The organism is Roseovarius sp. MS2, from assembly GCF_051447875.1.
Taxonomy (GTDB): Bacteria; Pseudomonadota; Alphaproteobacteria; order Rhodobacterales; family Rhodobacteraceae; genus Roseovarius; species Roseovarius mucosus_A.
This window is the reverse complement of sequence record NZ_JBKHVF010000001.1, coordinates 3,714,579-3,729,724: the sequence shown is the minus strand read 5'-3', so window position 1 is coordinate 3,729,724 and position 15,146 is coordinate 3,714,579. Positions and strand designations below refer to the sequence as shown.

Annotated in this window: 19 protein-coding genes; 4 read left to right on the top strand and 15 right to left on the bottom strand. The window is 62.2% G+C overall.

Features of this window, described 5'->3' with window-relative positions; genetic code table 11:
- Window positions 1–6: 6 nt before the first annotated feature.
- The 3 genes from ACLGGT_RS18285 to ACLGGT_RS18275 form a co-directional block, all read right to left on the bottom strand.
- Window positions 7–174, bottom strand: a complete 168-nt coding sequence (locus ACLGGT_RS18285; protein ID WP_008281167.1) for a hypothetical protein — start codon at window positions 172–174, stop codon at window positions 7–9.
- A 3-nt stretch (window positions 175–177) separates the two neighbouring features.
- Window positions 178–1,551 (bottom strand): DUF2927 domain-containing protein, encoded by a 1,374-nt coding sequence (locus tag ACLGGT_RS18280; RefSeq protein ID WP_008281166.1) that lies wholly within the window; start codon window positions 1,549–1,551, stop codon window positions 178–180.
- Between the two features lie 278 nt (window positions 1,552–1,829).
- A complete protein-coding gene (locus ACLGGT_RS18275) occupies window positions 1,830–2,669 on the bottom strand; it encodes an AAA family ATPase (protein ID WP_008281165.1) in 840 nt (279 codons plus the stop codon).
- 158 nt (window positions 2,670–2,827) lie between these two features.
- Here ACLGGT_RS18275 and dksA point away from each other — a divergent pair, with 158 nt between their 5' ends.
- On the top strand, window positions 2,828–3,283 hold the full coding sequence (dksA, locus tag ACLGGT_RS18270) for an RNA polymerase-binding protein DksA (RefSeq protein WP_232279198.1): 456 nt from the start codon (window positions 2,828–2,830) through the stop codon (window positions 3,281–3,283).
- Window positions 3,284–3,365: 82 nt separating this feature from the next.
- Window positions 3,366–4,538 (top strand): FAD-dependent monooxygenase, encoded by a 1,173-nt coding sequence (locus ACLGGT_RS18265; protein ID WP_437197123.1) that lies wholly within the window; start codon window positions 3,366–3,368, stop codon window positions 4,536–4,538.
- 34 nt (window positions 4,539–4,572) lie between these two features.
- On the opposite strand, the gene ACLGGT_RS18260 is transcribed toward ACLGGT_RS18265, so the two are convergent.
- From ACLGGT_RS18260 to infC, 3 genes are all read right to left on the bottom strand, one after another.
- A complete protein-coding gene (locus tag ACLGGT_RS18260) occupies window positions 4,573–5,196 on the bottom strand; it encodes a J domain-containing protein (protein ID WP_008281162.1) in 624 nt (207 codons plus the stop codon).
- Window positions 5,197–5,333: 137 nt separating this feature from the next.
- A complete protein-coding gene (locus tag ACLGGT_RS18255) occupies window positions 5,334–5,648 on the bottom strand; it encodes a hypothetical protein (RefSeq protein ID WP_422001031.1) in 315 nt (104 codons plus the stop codon).
- A 118-nt stretch (window positions 5,649–5,766) separates the two neighbouring features.
- Window positions 5,767–6,396 (bottom strand): translation initiation factor IF-3, encoded by a 630-nt coding sequence (gene infC, locus ACLGGT_RS18250; RefSeq protein ID WP_008281160.1) that lies wholly within the window; start codon window positions 6,394–6,396, stop codon window positions 5,767–5,769.
- A gap of 143 nt (window positions 6,397–6,539) precedes the next feature.
- Here infC and ACLGGT_RS18245 point away from each other — a divergent pair, with 143 nt between their 5' ends.
- Window positions 6,540–7,331 carry a translation initiation factor 3 gene (locus ACLGGT_RS18245; RefSeq protein ID WP_437197122.1) on the top strand — a complete coding sequence of 264 codons (792 nt, stop codon included), beginning with the start codon at window positions 6,540–6,542 and terminating at the stop codon, window positions 7,329–7,331.
- Window positions 7,332–7,408: 77 nt separating this feature from the next.
- Here ACLGGT_RS18245 and ACLGGT_RS18240 read toward each other — a convergent pair whose 3' ends face one another.
- From ACLGGT_RS18240 to cysG, 6 genes are all read right to left on the bottom strand, one after another.
- A complete protein-coding gene (locus ACLGGT_RS18240) occupies window positions 7,409–8,260 on the bottom strand; it encodes a ferredoxin--NADP reductase (RefSeq protein WP_437197121.1) in 852 nt (283 codons plus the stop codon).
- A gap of 71 nt (window positions 8,261–8,331) precedes the next feature.
- Window positions 8,332–8,739: a DUF934 domain-containing protein gene (locus ACLGGT_RS18235; RefSeq protein ID WP_081506279.1), complete on the bottom strand. Its 408-nt coding sequence runs from the start codon at window positions 8,737–8,739 to the stop codon at window positions 8,332–8,334.
- A complete protein-coding gene (locus ACLGGT_RS18230; protein ID WP_008281156.1) occupies window positions 8,736–9,470 on the bottom strand; it encodes a phosphoadenylyl-sulfate reductase in 735 nt (244 codons plus the stop codon). Before ACLGGT_RS18230 ends, ACLGGT_RS18235 begins: the two co-directional genes overlap by 4 nt.
- Window positions 9,457–11,127 carry a nitrite/sulfite reductase gene (locus tag ACLGGT_RS18225; RefSeq protein ID WP_437197120.1) on the bottom strand — a complete coding sequence of 557 codons (1,671 nt, stop codon included), beginning with the start codon at window positions 11,125–11,127 and terminating at the stop codon, window positions 9,457–9,459. Before ACLGGT_RS18225 ends, ACLGGT_RS18230 begins: the two co-directional genes overlap by 14 nt.
- 32 nt (window positions 11,128–11,159) lie before the next feature.
- The gene (locus ACLGGT_RS18220; protein ID WP_008281154.1) at window positions 11,160–11,471 is read right to left on the bottom strand and encodes a DUF2849 domain-containing protein; all 312 of its coding nucleotides are present in this window, start codon (window positions 11,469–11,471) and stop codon (window positions 11,160–11,162) included.
- Window position 11,472: 1 nt separating this feature from the next.
- A complete protein-coding gene (gene cysG, locus ACLGGT_RS18215) occupies window positions 11,473–12,867 on the bottom strand; it encodes a siroheme synthase CysG (RefSeq protein WP_437197119.1) in 1,395 nt (464 codons plus the stop codon).
- 146 nt (window positions 12,868–13,013) lie between these two features.
- Between cysG and ACLGGT_RS18210 the strand changes: the two genes are divergently transcribed.
- A complete protein-coding gene (locus tag ACLGGT_RS18210) occupies window positions 13,014–13,475 on the top strand; it encodes an Lrp/AsnC family transcriptional regulator (protein ID WP_037297758.1) in 462 nt (153 codons plus the stop codon).
- Window positions 13,476–13,550: 75 nt separating this feature from the next.
- Here the strand turns inward: ACLGGT_RS18210 and tpiA are convergent, their stop codons facing one another.
- The 3 genes from tpiA to ACLGGT_RS18195 are packed head-to-tail and all read right to left on the bottom strand — an operon-like array spanning window position 13,551 to window position 15,085.
- The gene (gene tpiA, locus ACLGGT_RS18205) at window positions 13,551–14,300 is read right to left on the bottom strand and encodes a triose-phosphate isomerase (RefSeq protein WP_437197118.1); all 750 of its coding nucleotides are present in this window, start codon (window positions 14,298–14,300) and stop codon (window positions 13,551–13,553) included.
- 42 nt (window positions 14,301–14,342) lie between these two features.
- Entirely contained in the window at window positions 14,343–14,693 is a 351-nt protein-coding gene (locus ACLGGT_RS18200) for a HesB/IscA family protein (RefSeq protein WP_008281150.1), read from the bottom strand.
- Between the two features lie 29 nt (window positions 14,694–14,722).
- On the bottom strand, window positions 14,723–15,085 hold the full coding sequence (locus ACLGGT_RS18195) for an SUF system Fe-S cluster assembly protein (protein ID WP_008281149.1): 363 nt from the start codon (window positions 15,083–15,085) through the stop codon (window positions 14,723–14,725).
- Window positions 15,086–15,146 lie beyond the last annotated feature (61 nt).

The following is a 15,146-nucleotide window of genomic DNA, read 5'->3' as shown; positions in this document are numbered from 1 at the left end:
CGCGGATCAGAGCGCGCTGCGGTGGATGATCAGCGTCGCAAAGAGACCCAGAAGGGCGAAAATAAGGGCATATACAAAGGCGTATTGCAGAATATCCGCCAGCTTGCCCTTGCGCCGCCGTGCCATGAACGCGCCGGTGAGCGCGCCCAGTAGTGCCCCGATGATTACGATCATGCCTTACCCGTTCGGTCCTTTGAGCGGGCTGAGCGCGCCAACTTCGCGCAGTTTGGCACGCACGGCCCAATCCGCGCCATACCCGTAACGCGCCCAGCCCAGACTGTCCAGCCTGACGGCCTGCGCCTCTGAGACGCGGCCCGAGAGATCGAGCGCCTCGGCGCGCAGCATCATCAGCGTGGCCAAGAGGGCCGCGTTTTCGGCGCGCTCAGCCGTGGCCAGATGTGGGCCGATAAGCATCAGCGCATCCTCGCCGCGCCCCTGCGCGATGGCATAGGCGGCCAGTTGGGCGGCGGCAAAGGCACGGTGCAGGTCTGTGCCCGGGTTCGCCTCGTAGAAGCGTTCGGCAAGGACAAATTGTTCCTGTGCGAAATCGGGATCGGAGGCTTGGGTGATCCGCCCGAGCGCGAAATGGCTGAAGGCGCGGCGGTGATCGTTCCAGCCGACGGCCTGCGCGATGCGCACCGCATCTGTTGCGGCGGCGCGGCGTTCCAGCGGGCGCGCGCCTGGCCCAAGAGCCGTCTGGATGGCGTCGATCCAAGCACGGGGGGTGGACCCGGCAAAGCGCGGGGCCAACCCATCCCCGGCGGGATTGAGGCGCGACAGGATCGCAGGCAGACGTTCCTCGACTTCGCGGCGGGTCATGCCGGCGCGCAATTCGGGGGCGTAAAACACCTTGAGCACTAGCATGTCGAATCCGGTGAGCACGGCATGGACGTTGTCATCGTTAAAGACGCTGTCCGAAAGGCGGTAAAGATCGTTGAGGGGGCCAAGGGCCTGCGCGAGTTCCTCGTGCAGGCAATCGCGCACCTCTTGCGGGCTGGTGTCATTGGGAACGAAGATGGCGATTCTCTCGCGTTGGCGCAGCTGGCTCCAATCCGTGGCGCGGGAATTGCGGGCGGCGCGGTATTGCGACAGGCGCGAGATATTGGGCACGACGAAACAGGCGGCCTTGGGCAGGCTGCGCTGGATGGCGTCGCGGCTGACGGCCTCGATGGTGATATTGGCGGGGCCTTCGGAGACGCGGCTGATGTTGATCCCAGCCTCGGTTTGCAGGCGGTGCATCAGGCGGTTGAGGTCTGATATGAGGGTGATCGGAGGTTCGCCGGTCACGCGCACGGTGATCGGCCCCTCGAAGCGCGAGAAATGTTGCAGCATGCGGCCCGATTCAAGCTGAAATCCAAGATCGAGGATGTCGCGTTGAATATCGCGGTTGGAGCGTTGCGGGGGCAGGGGGCGGGGGGCGGAAAACGCCTTCATCGGCGGCATCCCGGCCTCTTCCGGCATCGCGGCGCGGGTGGCCGGTTCGTGATAGCTATAGGTGCCGGGCACACAGGCCCCTAGCAGCAGGCAGATCGGTAGAATGACACGACGCATAAGACCCCCGTAACCTAAATCGAAACCAAGGAGCCCGCAGCCGCCGTGGCGCGGGCCCAGTCGCCGACGGGGGCGGGCAAGGGGCGTGCAAGACCCATCGGCCTTGCGCAGCGTATCCCTGCCACGGCCTTTGCCGGGTCGGGGGTAGAATTCATTTTCATCCTGTCCCGCGTAAGGAGCATTTGCGGCAAAATTGTGGCAACCGCATCTTAGCACGGAACGGGGCGCATGCCATGGTTGAATAGCATTCTAAAACAAGGGCATATCCCTTGAAACTTTTATCTCTGGCGGCGCGCCATGAAGGCGAGACGCTCAAATAGATGCACATCCTGCTCGTTCTTGAGAAGCGCGCCGTGCAGTTTGGGCAGGGCATCTGCCCCGTCGCGGCGCAGATCCTCGGGGGTCAGATCCTCGGCCAGGATCAGTTTGAGCCAATCCAAAACTTCGGAGGTCGAGGGTTTTTTCTTGAGGCCCGGCTGATCGCGGATCTCGAAGAACTGGGTGAGGGCGGTCGACAGGAGCGCGTCCTTGATGCCGGGATGGTGCACCTCGACGATGCGCCGCAGGGTTTCGGGATCGGGAAAGCGGATGTAGTGAAAGAAGCAGCGGCGCAGAAAGGCGTCGGGCAGTTCTTTTTCATTGTTCGAGGTGATGATGATGACGGGGCGGTGGCGGGCGCGGATGGTCTCGCCTGTCTCGTAGACATGGAATTCCATACGGTCGAGTTCTTGCAGCAAGTCATTGGGAAACTCGATATCGGCCTTGTCGATCTCGTCGATGAGCAGAACGACCTTTTCGTCAGAGGCGAAGGCCTCCCAGAGTTTGCCGCGTTTGATGTAATTGGCCACATCATGCACCCGCGCCTCGCCCAACTGGCTGTCGCGCAGGCGGCTGACGGCGTCGTATTCATAAAGGCCTTGTTGGGCTTTGGTGGTGGATTTGATATTCCACTCGATCAGCCGCAGGCCAAGCGCACCTGCCACCTGCCGGGCCAATTCGGTCTTGCCTGTGCCGGGTTCGCCCTTGACCAGCAGGGGGCGTTCCAATGTCACGGCGGCGTTGACGGCGACGGTCAGGTCTTCGGTGGCGACATAGGCCTCGGTGCCTTGGAATTTCATCGGTTTTTCAATCCTGTCAGAGGTCAGCGGCGCTGTATTCGGTGGCAACCTAGACGGTTAGACAATTCACATCAATGGCGCGTGATTGGCTAGTGACAATCCTGAATGTGGCGTGTAGATCACCGCCCATGGGGCGCCGACTGTCTGAGGAGTTCATTATGCCAGACACTGGCCTTGATGAGGGGATCGAGATGAAAGCGGAAGTATTTCTGCCCGAAGATTACCAGCCAGCGGAAGATGAGCCGTTCATGAATGACCGGCAGCTGGAGTATTTTCGGCGCAAGCTGATTGCCTGGCGGCTGGAGTTGCTGGAGGGCAGCAGGGAGACAATCGAAGGATTGCAGGATGGCACTCGGGCGATTCCGGATGTGGCCGACCGAGCCAGCGAAGAAACGGATCGTGCGCTGGAATTGCGCACCCGCGACCGTCAGCGCAAGCTGGTGGGCAAGATCGACGCCGCGTTGCGGCGGATCGAGGATGGCGAATTTGGCTATTGCGAGATGACCGGCGAGCCGATCAGCCTCAAGCGGCTGGACGCGCGGCCCATCGCCACCATGACGCTGGAGGCGCAGGAGCGCCATGAGCGGCGCGAAAAGGTGCATCGCGACGATTGAGCTCACGGCCCAACAGCGAAATTTAAACGACAGAGCGCGCCGGGACTTTCCTCCCGGCGCGTTTCGTATCAAGAGAGGTGCCATGACACTGGATGGGCTGAACATCGCGGTCATTGGGGCCGGAATTGGCGGGCTGGCCGTCGCGCGCGCGTTGTGCCTGCGCGGGGCGGATGTGACCCTGTTGGAGCAAGCACCCGAGATTTCCGAAGTGGGGGCTGGATTGCAGATCAGCCCCAATGGCTTTGCCGTGCTGCGCGCGCTTGGGCTGGATGTGCCGCTTGTGGCGCGGTCGATGCAGGCGCAAGCTGTCAGTCTGCGCGATTATCAGCGGGGCGAGGTGCTGCGGCTGGATCTGGCGGGGTTACAGGATCGAAATTATCATTTCATCCACCGTGCAGACCTGATCGACGTGTTGGCCGAGGGCGCACGCGAGGTCGGGGTCAAGGTGCGGCTGATGCAAAAGGTCAGTGCGGTCGAGGGCGGCGAGCGCCCCTGCGTGCGGATGGCCAATGACTCGCGGTTTGATGCGGATCTGGTGATCGGGGCGGACGGGCTGCATTCGGTGGTGCGGCGCGCGCTGAATGGCACACTGGCGCCGTTCTTTACCCGGCAAGTGGCATGGCGGGCGGTGGTGCCCAATCTTTGGGGGCGCGGCCCTGAGGCGCAGGTGCATATGGGGCCGATGCGCCATGTGGTGAGCTATCCGTTGCGGGGGGGCACGCTGCTTAATCTGGTGGCGGTACAAGAGCGCGCCGCCTGGACCGAGGAAAGCTGGAGCCAGAAGGATGATCCGATGGCGCTGCGCGCGGCCTTTGGCGATTTCGGGCCAGAGGTGCAGGCGATGCTGTCGGCGGTCGAGGAGGTGCATCTGTGGGGGCTGTTCCGGCATCCGGTGGCGCAGGTCTGGCAGCGGGACGGGCTGGCGCTTTTGGGGGATGCCGCGCACCCGACCTTGCCCTTTATGGCGCAGGGGGCGTCGATGGCGCTGGAGGATGCCTGGGTGCTGGTCGATGCTCTGAGTGCGGCGGAGGGGCTTGCCGAGGGGCTGGCGGCCTATCAGGGGCGGCGCGACGCGCGGGTGCGGCGGGTGGTTGAGGCGGCCAATCGCAATGCGTGGAAATACCACCTGAGTTTTCCGCCGCTCCGTTGGGCGGCGCATACGGCGTTACGGGCCGGCGGGGCATTCGCGCCCGAGCGCATGCTGCGGCAGTTTGACTGGCTTTATGGCCATGACGTGACGCGCAAGGCGGGGTAGGGGCGTACGCTCAGGCAACGCCCGCTCTGCCCGCCTATTTGAAGTTGCGGCTTTCCTTGATCTGTTCCCACGCCCAGACCACCTGTTGCAACTGTTCTTCCTGGCTACGGTCGCCGCCGTTGATATCCGGGTGCAGCACCTTGATCAGCGATTTATACGCTTTGCGCAATTCGGCCTTGGTCCAGGTATCCTCGGCCTCGAGGATCTCGATGGCGCGGCGTTCGGTGGGGGGCAGTTTGCGGGTGCCGCCTTTTTTCTTGCCGGGGTTCTGGGTGGCGTTGACGCCCAGCACCTGATGCGGGTCCTCGATGCCCAGGCGTGCCCAAGCGCGCGCCTCAGGATCGGTGATGCGGCGGGTTTCACGCTCCCACACCTTGTCCTTGGACATCTGCGCGTTCAACTCTGCCTCGGTGGTGCCATCAAAGAAGTTCCATTTCAGGTTATAGTCGCGCACATGCTGCTGGCAGAACCAGAAATAATCATCAAGCACATCGGGCGCCTTGGGGGCGCGATATTTGCCCGCCTCTTCGCAGCCCTCGTGATCGCATACGCGGGTCGAGGTTTCGGAAGCGCCGGACATGCCCCGCCGACCGCGCGGATTCTTTTTCTTGGCCGAGGAGACGGACATATCGAAACCGAAGGGATCTGATTTGGACATGGGGCTTACCTTTGCGAGTCGGAGACGAGAGTGTATGCCAAAACGCGCGGAATTGAAGGGGCGGCGGGCAAAATATTCCGGGTCGGGGCGCGCATTCGGGGCTTGACAGAGAGCCCGTGCGCAGGGTCAGGCGGTGGTCAATCCGTCTCAATCACATCCGGGGCACGTGGGGGGATGCTGGCTGTATCCGGCGCGGCGGCCTGTGCCGTGCCGGGGATCACCACCTCGCGGCGAAAGACCGCGACCGAGCGATAAACGGTGTGGGTCGAGGTCAGGCCTTGCCGCTCTTCGCTGGGGAGAATGTCTGTTCGCAGATATTCCCAACCGGCGCGCGCCATATCATTGAGCAGATCCTCGACGCCCAAGGCAAAGCGCGCCTCGGGGGTTTTGACGCCGGGGGCCTTGCGGCCACGGGTGGGCGCGGGCAGGACCTTGTATTCGAAAAGGGGCATTTGCAGCTCCGGATTGATGCAGGCGCCATACCTTACGCGACTGGTCTGGGGGCGCAAGCGAAACACGAAGCCCCGGACGATGGGTCCGGGGCTGTGCATTTGGGCAAGGCGGGTAGGGTTACTTGGGGCCCGGTCCGATCACCATGATCATCTGGCGACCTTCCATCTTGGGCATGTTCTCGACCCGGCCCACCTCTTTGATGTCATCGGCGATGCGTTCAAGAAGTTGACGGCCCAAGTCCTGATGCGCCATTTCGCGACCACGGAAGCGCAAGGTGATCTTTACCTTGTCGCCGCCTTGCAGGAATTTCACGACGCTGCGCATCTTGACGTCATAGTCATGCGTGTCAGTGCCGGGGCGGAACTTGATTTCCTTGATCTCGATGATGTGCTGCTTCTTGCGGGCCTCGGCCTCACGCTTTTGCTGCTCATACTTGTATTTCCCGAAATCCATGATCTTGCAGACCGGCGGCGTGGCGCTTGGCGAGATTTCGACCAAATCAAGTCCTGCCTCTTCGGCCATTTCAAGCGCACGTTGTGGGGTTATGAGCCCGACGTTTTCGCCATCTGCGCCGATCAGGCGAATTTCATCACAGCGAATGCGGTCATTGATACGGGGGCCGGTTTCGCGCGTAGGGGGCGCGTTGTGGGGTCTGCGGGCTATGGCTTTGTTCCTTCGATTGTTGTTCGGGTCGGGTGAATTTGACGCTGCAAGGTAAACGCGGTGCGCCGCGCTTTCAAGCTGCAAATAGGCTGATCTGAGCCGAAAGCCGGTCAATTCCCCCTTGCGCCTTTCCTTTTGTGTCTACATTTGGGAGGGAGTTAGCCAAGGACCGCGCGACAAGCGTGCGGGCCAGACAGTTTTGGGGAGATGGTTATGAAAAACCTGATTTGGATTCTCGTGGCGGCGGTTGTGCTGGGGGGGGCTATCTGCTCTTTTCCGGCAAGTCGGTGGAAGAGGTTGTCGAGAGCGTGAGCCCGACCGAGACCGAAGTCGAAGCGCCGGCCGCGTTGGAAGATGCGGCAACGGCAGTTGGTGACGCGGCAGAGGCCGTGGCGGACACCGCAGCCGAGGCGGTCGAGGCCACGCAAGAGGCCGCCGAGACAGCCGTTGAGGCTGTGAGCGATACGGCAGCGGCCGCAGGCGATGCCGCAGCAGAGGCGGTTGAGAGCGCGACAGAGGCTGTGACAGAGACCGCGACCGAGGCATCCGAGGCCGCAGGAACCGCAGTAGACGCCACGACCGAGACTGCGACCGAGGCAGCGGACGCAGCACAGGAGACTGCCGCAGAGGCGGTTGAAGGCGCGCAGGACACGGCCACCGAGGCCGCAGACACCGCGACCGAAGCAGCCACGGCTGCAACCGAGACCGCGACCGAGGCCGCGGACGCAGCACAGGAGACGGCCACAGAGGCGGTTGAGGGCGCGCAGGATACGGCCACAGAGGCCGCGGCGGATGCGGTTTCGGCAGCGGTTGATCAGCCTGCGACGGCGGCAGAAGTGGCCCCGGAGGCGCTGACGGTTGAGGGTTTTGACCTGGCCACGGTTCAGACGCTGATTGAAGGCTCTGACGTTGGTGCGTTGCAAAAGACGATGCTGCTGGAAGGCGTTAAGGCGGCGCAGGACAATCCCGAACTGCTGAAAGCGGCCCTTGAAGCAGCGCGCGCGGCGCTCGGCTACTGAGCCCTGAGATTACATGAAGAAGCCCGCGCAAGGTGTTGGCCTTGCGCGGGTTTTTTTATGCCTGACACTTGGGGTTTTTAGTCGAGGAACGCTTTTTCCACGACATATTCCTTGGGGTCGGAGTTGGCCCCCTCGCGCAGCCCGTAGCCCTCGAGCATGTCCTTGATCTCGAGGTTGAAGGCCAGGTTGCCGCAGACCATGGCGCGGTCGGTCTCTGGGCTGAGCGGGGCCACACCCAGATCAGCAAAGACCTCGCCCGAGCGCATGAGGTCGGTGATCCGGCCCATCTTGGGGCTCTCTTCGCGCGTGGTGGTGGGATAATAGCGCAGCTTGTCGGCAAAGCCTTCGCCGATCAGTTCGGCCAGCATTTCGTCGTTGCGAATGCTCTCGATCAGATCCGCGCCATATTGCAATTCGCCCACTTCGCGGCAGGTGTGGGTGATGATGACCTCGTCATAATCGCTATAGGTCTGCGGGTCGCGCAGAAGCGAGGCAAAAGGCGCAAAGCCGGTGCCGGTGGCAAAGAACCAGATCCGCTTGCCGGGCAAGAGCGCGTCATGCACCAGCGTGCCCACGGGTTTGGGGCGCAGGATGATTTCATCGCCCACTTCGATATGCTGGAGGCGCGAGGTGAGCGGGCCGTCCTGCACCTTGATCGAGTAGAATTCCAGCTCGTCATCCCAAGAGGGCGAGGCGATGGAATAGGCGCGCAGAAGCGGTTTTTCCTTGCCGGTTTTCTCATCCGTTTGCATGAGGCCGATCATCACGAATTCGCCCGAGCGAAAGCGCAAGCTGGCGGGCCGCGTCACGCGGAACGAAAACAGCCGGTCGGTCCAGTGTTTCACCTCTGTCACGATCTGCGCATCGGGGATCGCAAGGGTTTTGGGCGCTTTAGCGGTCGCTTGGGTCACGGCGGTTATCTCGTTCATGGTGTCAACTGCCGGTCATTTAAACCGACATCCTTTTCTAATCTTTGATTCAGGTCAGGTGAAAGGGCTAATCAGCCGCGCAGCCGCGCCTGATAGTCATGCGCCTGCCAATCGGCGCGAAAAAGCCAATCTGCCTCGGGCTGTCGGGCGGCGAGGGTATCGGAAATCTCGACCTCGTCGAAACCCGACCGCCGCGCCATGGCGTATTGATCGGCGATGACATGGCCGCGCGCGCGCAAGCGCCCGGTATAGCCCATGAGCCGCAGTTGACGCGCGATGGAATAGCCGCGCCCGTCAGCAGCCGCGGGGAAATCGACGCGAATGAAGGTGATACCCTCGAGCCGCCCGGCGAGCGTAGCGGGGTTGGTGTCATTGGGCAAATCGAGCGCTGTCGTCTCGGCACCCGCCTCGGCCAAGGGTGTAATCGGGGCGGTCCAGTCGTCGGGCGCAAAGCCCCGGTCGGTGATGATGACAGTCATGCGGATACTCCTTTTCGCACCATCTTGCCGTTGACAAAATGGATGCCACATTCGGTTTTGTCCTGATCGCGCCAGCGGCCGGATCGGGGATCTTCGCCCGGTGCAACGGGTGTTGTGCAGGGCATGCAGCCGATGGACGGGTAGCCGCGCGCGACCAGCGGATGCCGGGGCAGGCGGTTTTCGTCCATATAGGTGCGGATATCTTCGGGTGCCCAATGGGCGAGTGGATTGACCTTGATGCGCCCGGTCTCGTCCTCGACCTCGAAGAAATCGAGCGCGGCGCGGGTGCCGGATTGATAGCGTTTGCGCCCGGTGATCCAGCCATCAAAGCCTGTGAGCGCGCGTTGTAGCGGCGCGGATTTGCGCAGGGCGCAGCAGGCATTGGTATCGCGTTGATGCAGGGTCGCATCGGGGTCTTGGGCCCTCAGATCGCCCGCGTCCGCGCGGATGATGCGCAGGCCACTGAGGTTGAGCCGCTCTGCCAATTCCTGTTGATAGACAAGCGTTTCGGCAAAGAGCATTTCGGTGTCGATGAAAATCACCGGCGTGTCGCGACGGGTGACTGAGACCATGTGCAAGAGCACGACGGATTCCGCGCCAAAGCTTGAGACAAGCGCCAGCTTGCCCGCTTGTGGATCGCGCAACGCATGCTCGAGCACCGACACCGCCGAATGATGGCGGTATCGGTCGTTGAGCGCGTGAACCCTTGTGGTCAGGTCACTCTGCGGCATGGGCGCGGGCCTCTGCATCGTAGAGCGCGGATTTGAAGGGGGCCATCCCGAGGCGATTATAGGCCTCGAGGAAGGTCTCTTCCGGTCCTTCGCGCAGATCGAGATAGGCAAAGATCAGACGCTCGATGGCGGGCACAATCTCGTCATAGGCAAAGCCCGGCCCGGTGCGGGTGCCGATGGCCGTTTTTTCCGACGCATCGCCGCCAAGGGTGATCTGGTAGTTTTCAACGCCCGCACGGTCGAGGCCAAGAATGCCGATATGGCCCACATGGTGATGCCCGCAGGCGTTGATGCAGCCCGAGATCTTGATCTGGAGGTGGCCCACCTCATGCTCGATCTTGAGCTCTTCGAGGCGGGTGGCGATGCCTTGGGCCACGGGGATCGAGCGGGCGGTTGCCAGCGCGCAATAATCCATGCCAGGGCAGGCGATGATATCCGAGGCAAGGCCGATGTTCGCCGTCGCCAGCCCGACAGCTTTCAGGGCCGCATGCACGGCGGGAATGTCAGCCAAGGCCACATGCGGCAGAACAAGGTTCTGCGCGTGGGTGGCGCGGATGTCGTTATGGCCGTAGTTTTCCGCCAGATCCGCCACGAGACGCATTTGGTCGGCGGAGGCGTCGCCCGGTGTTTGCCCATGCGCCTTGAGGCTGATGGTGACGATGCCGTGATCGGCGTGTTTGTGCGCTGTCACATTGGTATCGGCCCACGCGCGGAACACCGGATCGGCATCGCGGGCGGCGTAATAGGGGGCGGCATCCCGTTCTGAGAGGGTGGGCGTGACAAAGGCCGCGTTGATCTGCGCCAGCCAATCCTGATCGACGCCAGAGAAGGCGGCGCGGCGGCGGGGGAATTCCTCCTCGACCAGGGCGCGGATCTCATCAAGGCCGTTCTCGTGCACGGTGATCTTGATACGCGCCTTGTATTTGTTGTCGCGCCGCCCGATGCGGTTGTAGGTCGCCAGCACCGATTCCAGATAGGGCAGCAAATCTGCGCGCGGCAGGAAATCGCGCAGCAGTTTGGCCACCATCGGCGTGCGGCCCATGCCACCGCCAACCCAGACCTCAAAGCCGCGCGCGCCATCACGCTCGACGATCTTGAGGCCGATGTCATGGCTCTTCATCACGGCGCGGTCGCTGTCAGAGGCGATGACGGCAATCTTGAACTTGCGCGGCAGGAATTGGAATTCAGGATGGTCGGTGGACCATTGCCGGACAAGTTCGGCCACCGGGCGCGGATCTTCGATTTCATCCGCAGCGGCGCCTGCGAAATGGTCGGAGGTCACGTTACGGATGGTGTTGCCAGAGGTTTGGATGGCGTGCATCCCCACCTCTGCCAGAGCATCGAGCATATCGGGGATATCGCTGAGCTTGGGCCAGTTATATTGAATGTTGGTGCGGGTGGTGAAGTGGCCATAGCCCTTGTCCCACCGCTCTGCCAGATAGGCCAGTTGGCGCAGCTTGGCCGGATCAAGCGAGCCATAGGGGATCGCCACGCGCAGCATATAGGCGTGCAGTTGCAGGTAGAGCCCGTTCATCAGGCGCAGGGGGCGAAATTCATCCTCGGTCAGGTTGCCGGCAACGCGGCGGTCCACCTGCGCGCGGAATTGGCGGTTACGCTCTGCGATAAAAGCGGTGTCGAAGTCGTTGTATTGATACATTTTCTGGGTTCCTTACCTTGGGAGGTCCCGGGTCAAGCCCGGGACAGTCCTTCGGACTGCTTGCCGTGAAAGAGGTTCGAGGGGCCCTTGCGGCGGAAATCCTCGCGGAAATGGGTAGGTTCGGGGCCGTTTGGGCCATGTTTGACATCGGCGAGATAGGCCCCGACGATTTCGCCTGCGCGTGCTTGTGCTTGCAGCAAGCGATAGTCGGCATCGGCCTCGTCGGTCAGCACCTCGGCCTGAGCCAGATCGCGCGCCCATGTGTCGGCGGCGGTGAGATAGACGACATCGCCCTCGATCAGGGCGTTGGCGGTGACGACCTTGGGGGTGAATTCTTGGGCCATGTCAGGCAAGCTCCTGTTGGGATTGGGCAATTTGGGCCTCTGCCGCGCGGGGCGCGAGACCGAGAAAGGTGAGGGCGGGGCCGGTGATTGCGGCCTCTGCGAGATCCGTGGGCAAGCGATCCAGCGTTGTGGCTAGGATGCGTTGATCGGGGCGGCTGGCATTCTCGATTACAGTCACGGGCGTGGCACGGTCGGCCCCGTGCATGATCAGGCGGCCTTGGATGAAGCGGGCGGATTTCTTGCCCATGTAGATCGCGGCCACCTCGCCGGGCCGCGCGAGCGCGGACCAATCGTGATCGGCAAAGCCCTTCATGTCATGGCCGGTGAGAAACCGCACCGAGGCGTTGCGGCCACGTTGCGTGAGGCTTTGACCGATGCTGGCCACCGAGGCTGAGGCGGCAGTGATGCCGGGCACCACATGCCACGCGATGCCAGCGGCGGTCACGGCCTCAATTTCCTCATCCAAGCGGCCAAAGACGGTGGGATCGCCACCCTTGAGGCGCACGACCTGCGCGCCGGTGGCGGCATGTTCGACAATGAGCGCGTTGATCGCGTCTTGCGACATGGAGGCCCCAAAGCCCTCTTTCCCGGCGTCAATCAGGATTGCCTCGCGGCGGGCGAGTTCGAGGATGGCGGGCGTTACCAGACGGTCGTGGATCACCACATCGGCGGTGTCGAGCGCCTTGCGCGCCTTGAGGGTCAGAAGATCCGGATCGCCGGGACCGGCCCCGACAAAGGCGACGTGGCCGTCACGTTCTTGTGCGTTCAGATGCTGATCAAGGATTGCGTGCAGCGTGGTTTTGACCTGCTCTTCGCCGCCCTGATCCATCGCGCGGGGGCCTGCGTTGAAATAATAATCGGCCCAGAAATCGCGGCGGCGGCGGCCCATGGGCAGCACATCGGCGGCCTTGCGAAAGGCCTTGCCCAACCGGGCAAGAGGGCCAAGCGTGGTGGGCAGGCGCGCCTCGAGATCGGATTTGATGGCGCGAGCCAGCACCGGTGCGGCACCTTCTGTACCGATCGCCACGGTCACCGGATCGCGATCGACGATGGCGGGGGTGATGAATTGGCTATCCTCGAGGTTGTCCACGATATTGACGAGCGCCCCGTCCGCCCGCGCGATGGCCGATGTGCGGGCATCCTCGGCGGTATCCTCATCGGCGGCATAGAACAGGACAGCGCAAAGGGCATCACCGGGCTGCATGGCGCGCTGCTGCAGGCGCAGGCGGCCTGCGGCGGCCCATTGTACGATTTCGGGGGCAGGTTCGAGCGTGAAGACGGTCACATGCGCCTCGGTCTTGAGCAGGAGGCGCAGTTTGGCCAGAGCGGCCTCGCCGCCACCGGAAAGCACGATACGACGTCCCTCGACGGCGACAAAGATCGGGAAATGTTTCATCGGGCGGGCCTCGGGGAACGGTTTGACTCTGCGGCTAATATAGGAAATATTCCCGGTTAAGCGCCATATGCTGGGCGGAATAAGGAAGTTTGTTCCAATTGCAGCGCAGGTCAGTTGGAAAGTTTCGGCAAAAGGAAGAATTTGGAATGGCTGTTCGTCTCGATGATCTGGATCGGAAAATCCTCGTGCAGCTGCAGGAGGATGGCGGGCAGTCGCTGGATGATATCGCCAAGAACGTCGGCAGTTCCAAGACGCCTGTCTGGAACCGGATTCGCAAAATGCGTGAGGCCGGGGTGATCCGGCAGCAGACCTATTTGCTGGATCCTGAGTCGCTGGGGTTCGAGGCGTGTTTTTTCGTGCTGATCCGCACGTCAGAGCATGATGCGGGTTGGCAGGCGGCATTCCTCAGGGCGCTCAAGGCGCGGCCCGAAGTGCAGGAGGCGCACCGGCTGGCGGGGGATATCGACTATATCCTCAAGGTTCGGGTGGCCAATGCGCGGGCCTATGACGTGTTTTATCAAGCCCTGATTTCAGAGGTGAAGGTGCATAATGTGACAGCGCTCTTGTCGATGGAAGAGATCAAATCAACCACGATGCTGCCGCTCTGAGCGGGGCATAGGGGCGCTGCCCCCGGCCGCCTGCGGCGGCCACCCCCGGAGTATTTTTGCCAAAAAGAAGCGGGATCAGGCCTGTTCAAGCGCGGTGATGATCGGCGAAAACTCGGCGGTGGTCAGGCTTGCGCCGCCCACAAGCGCGCCATCGACATCGGCCAGTGCGAAAATCTCGGGGGCGTTGGCGGGTTTGACGGAGCCGCCATAGAGCAGGCGGATGCCTTGGGCGGCTTCTGCCCCAAAGCGCGCGGTAAGTTCTGCGCGCAGGAAGCGATGCACCTCGGAGATTTGTGCAGGGCTGGGGGTGAGGCCGGTGCCGATGGCCCAGATCGGTTCATAGGCGATGACGGTATTGGCCGCAGTCGCGCTGTCGGGCAGAGAGTGGCGCAGGTGCTCGGCGATGACATCAAGGGTTTGTGCCGCCTCACGTTCGGCCAAGGATTCGCCCAGGCAGATGAGTGCCGTGAGATGGGCGGCATGGGCGGCGGTGGCCTTAGCGGCGACAAGGGTGCTCGACTCGGCATGATCCTGACGGCGTTCGGAATGGCCCAAGATGACCGCCACGGCACCGGCATCGGCCAGCATCGGTGCGGAAATATCGCCGGTATGCGCGCCGGAGGCGGCAGCGTGGCAGTCTTGTGCGCCGATCATCAGGGGGCTGTCGGCACTGAGCCCTGCGGCCTGCACAATGAGCGTGGCGGGTGGGCAGATCAGGGTATCCACGCGCGGTGTGGGATGGGCGGCGATGAGAGCTTGCAATTCCGTCAGGCTAGCATTGGTGCCGTTCATCTTCCAATTGCCGGCGGCAAGCTTGCGTCTCATACGTGCACTGTCCATTTATTACAAAGACTTGTGAGGCGAAGCTCACATATTGGCGAATTTGATCGACTCGCCGCAGCCACAGGCCTCTGTCACGTTGGGATTGTTGAAGACAAAGCCGGATTCAAGGAGCGATGTCTTGTAGTCAATCTCGGTGCCGAAGAGGAACATCTGGGCCATAGGGGCAATGAGAACGCGCGCACCGTCCTGTTCGATCACCTCGTCATGGGGATCAATCTCGGTCACGTAGTCCATGGTGTATTCCATACCGGCACAGCCGCCCTTTTTGACCCCGATCCGCAGCCCTTGATGCCCGTCGCGCTGCATCAGGCGGGTGATCTGGGTCACGGCGGCCGGGGTTATGGAGACGGGCGGTTTTCCGGGTATGCCAAACATGAGGTCAGCCTTCCAGTCGATTGATTTCGTTACATGAACCCGAGTTCAAGGCGGGCTTCATCGCTCATCATATCCATACCCCACGGCGGTTCCCAAACGAGGTTGACATCAACCTGTTTGATACCTGCCAAGGGTTCGATCGCGTCGGCCACCCAACCGGGCATTTCGCCTGCCACGGGACAGCCGGGGGCGGTCAGGGTCATGGTGATCGAGACTGTGTTTTCGGCATCTATATCAATAGTATAGATGAGGCCAAGATCGTAGATATTGACCGGAATTTCCGGGTCATAGACGGTGCGGCAGGCCTCGACCACCTGTTCGAAGAGCGGGTGATCGGTGCTGGAGGGCGCGATCAAGGGGGCGCCTTCGAGCGGCTCTGAACTGTTCATCATGATCGTATCCTGCGGTTATCCTGAGCAAACATATAGGGTTTATCGAGGCCCGCGTCCAGAG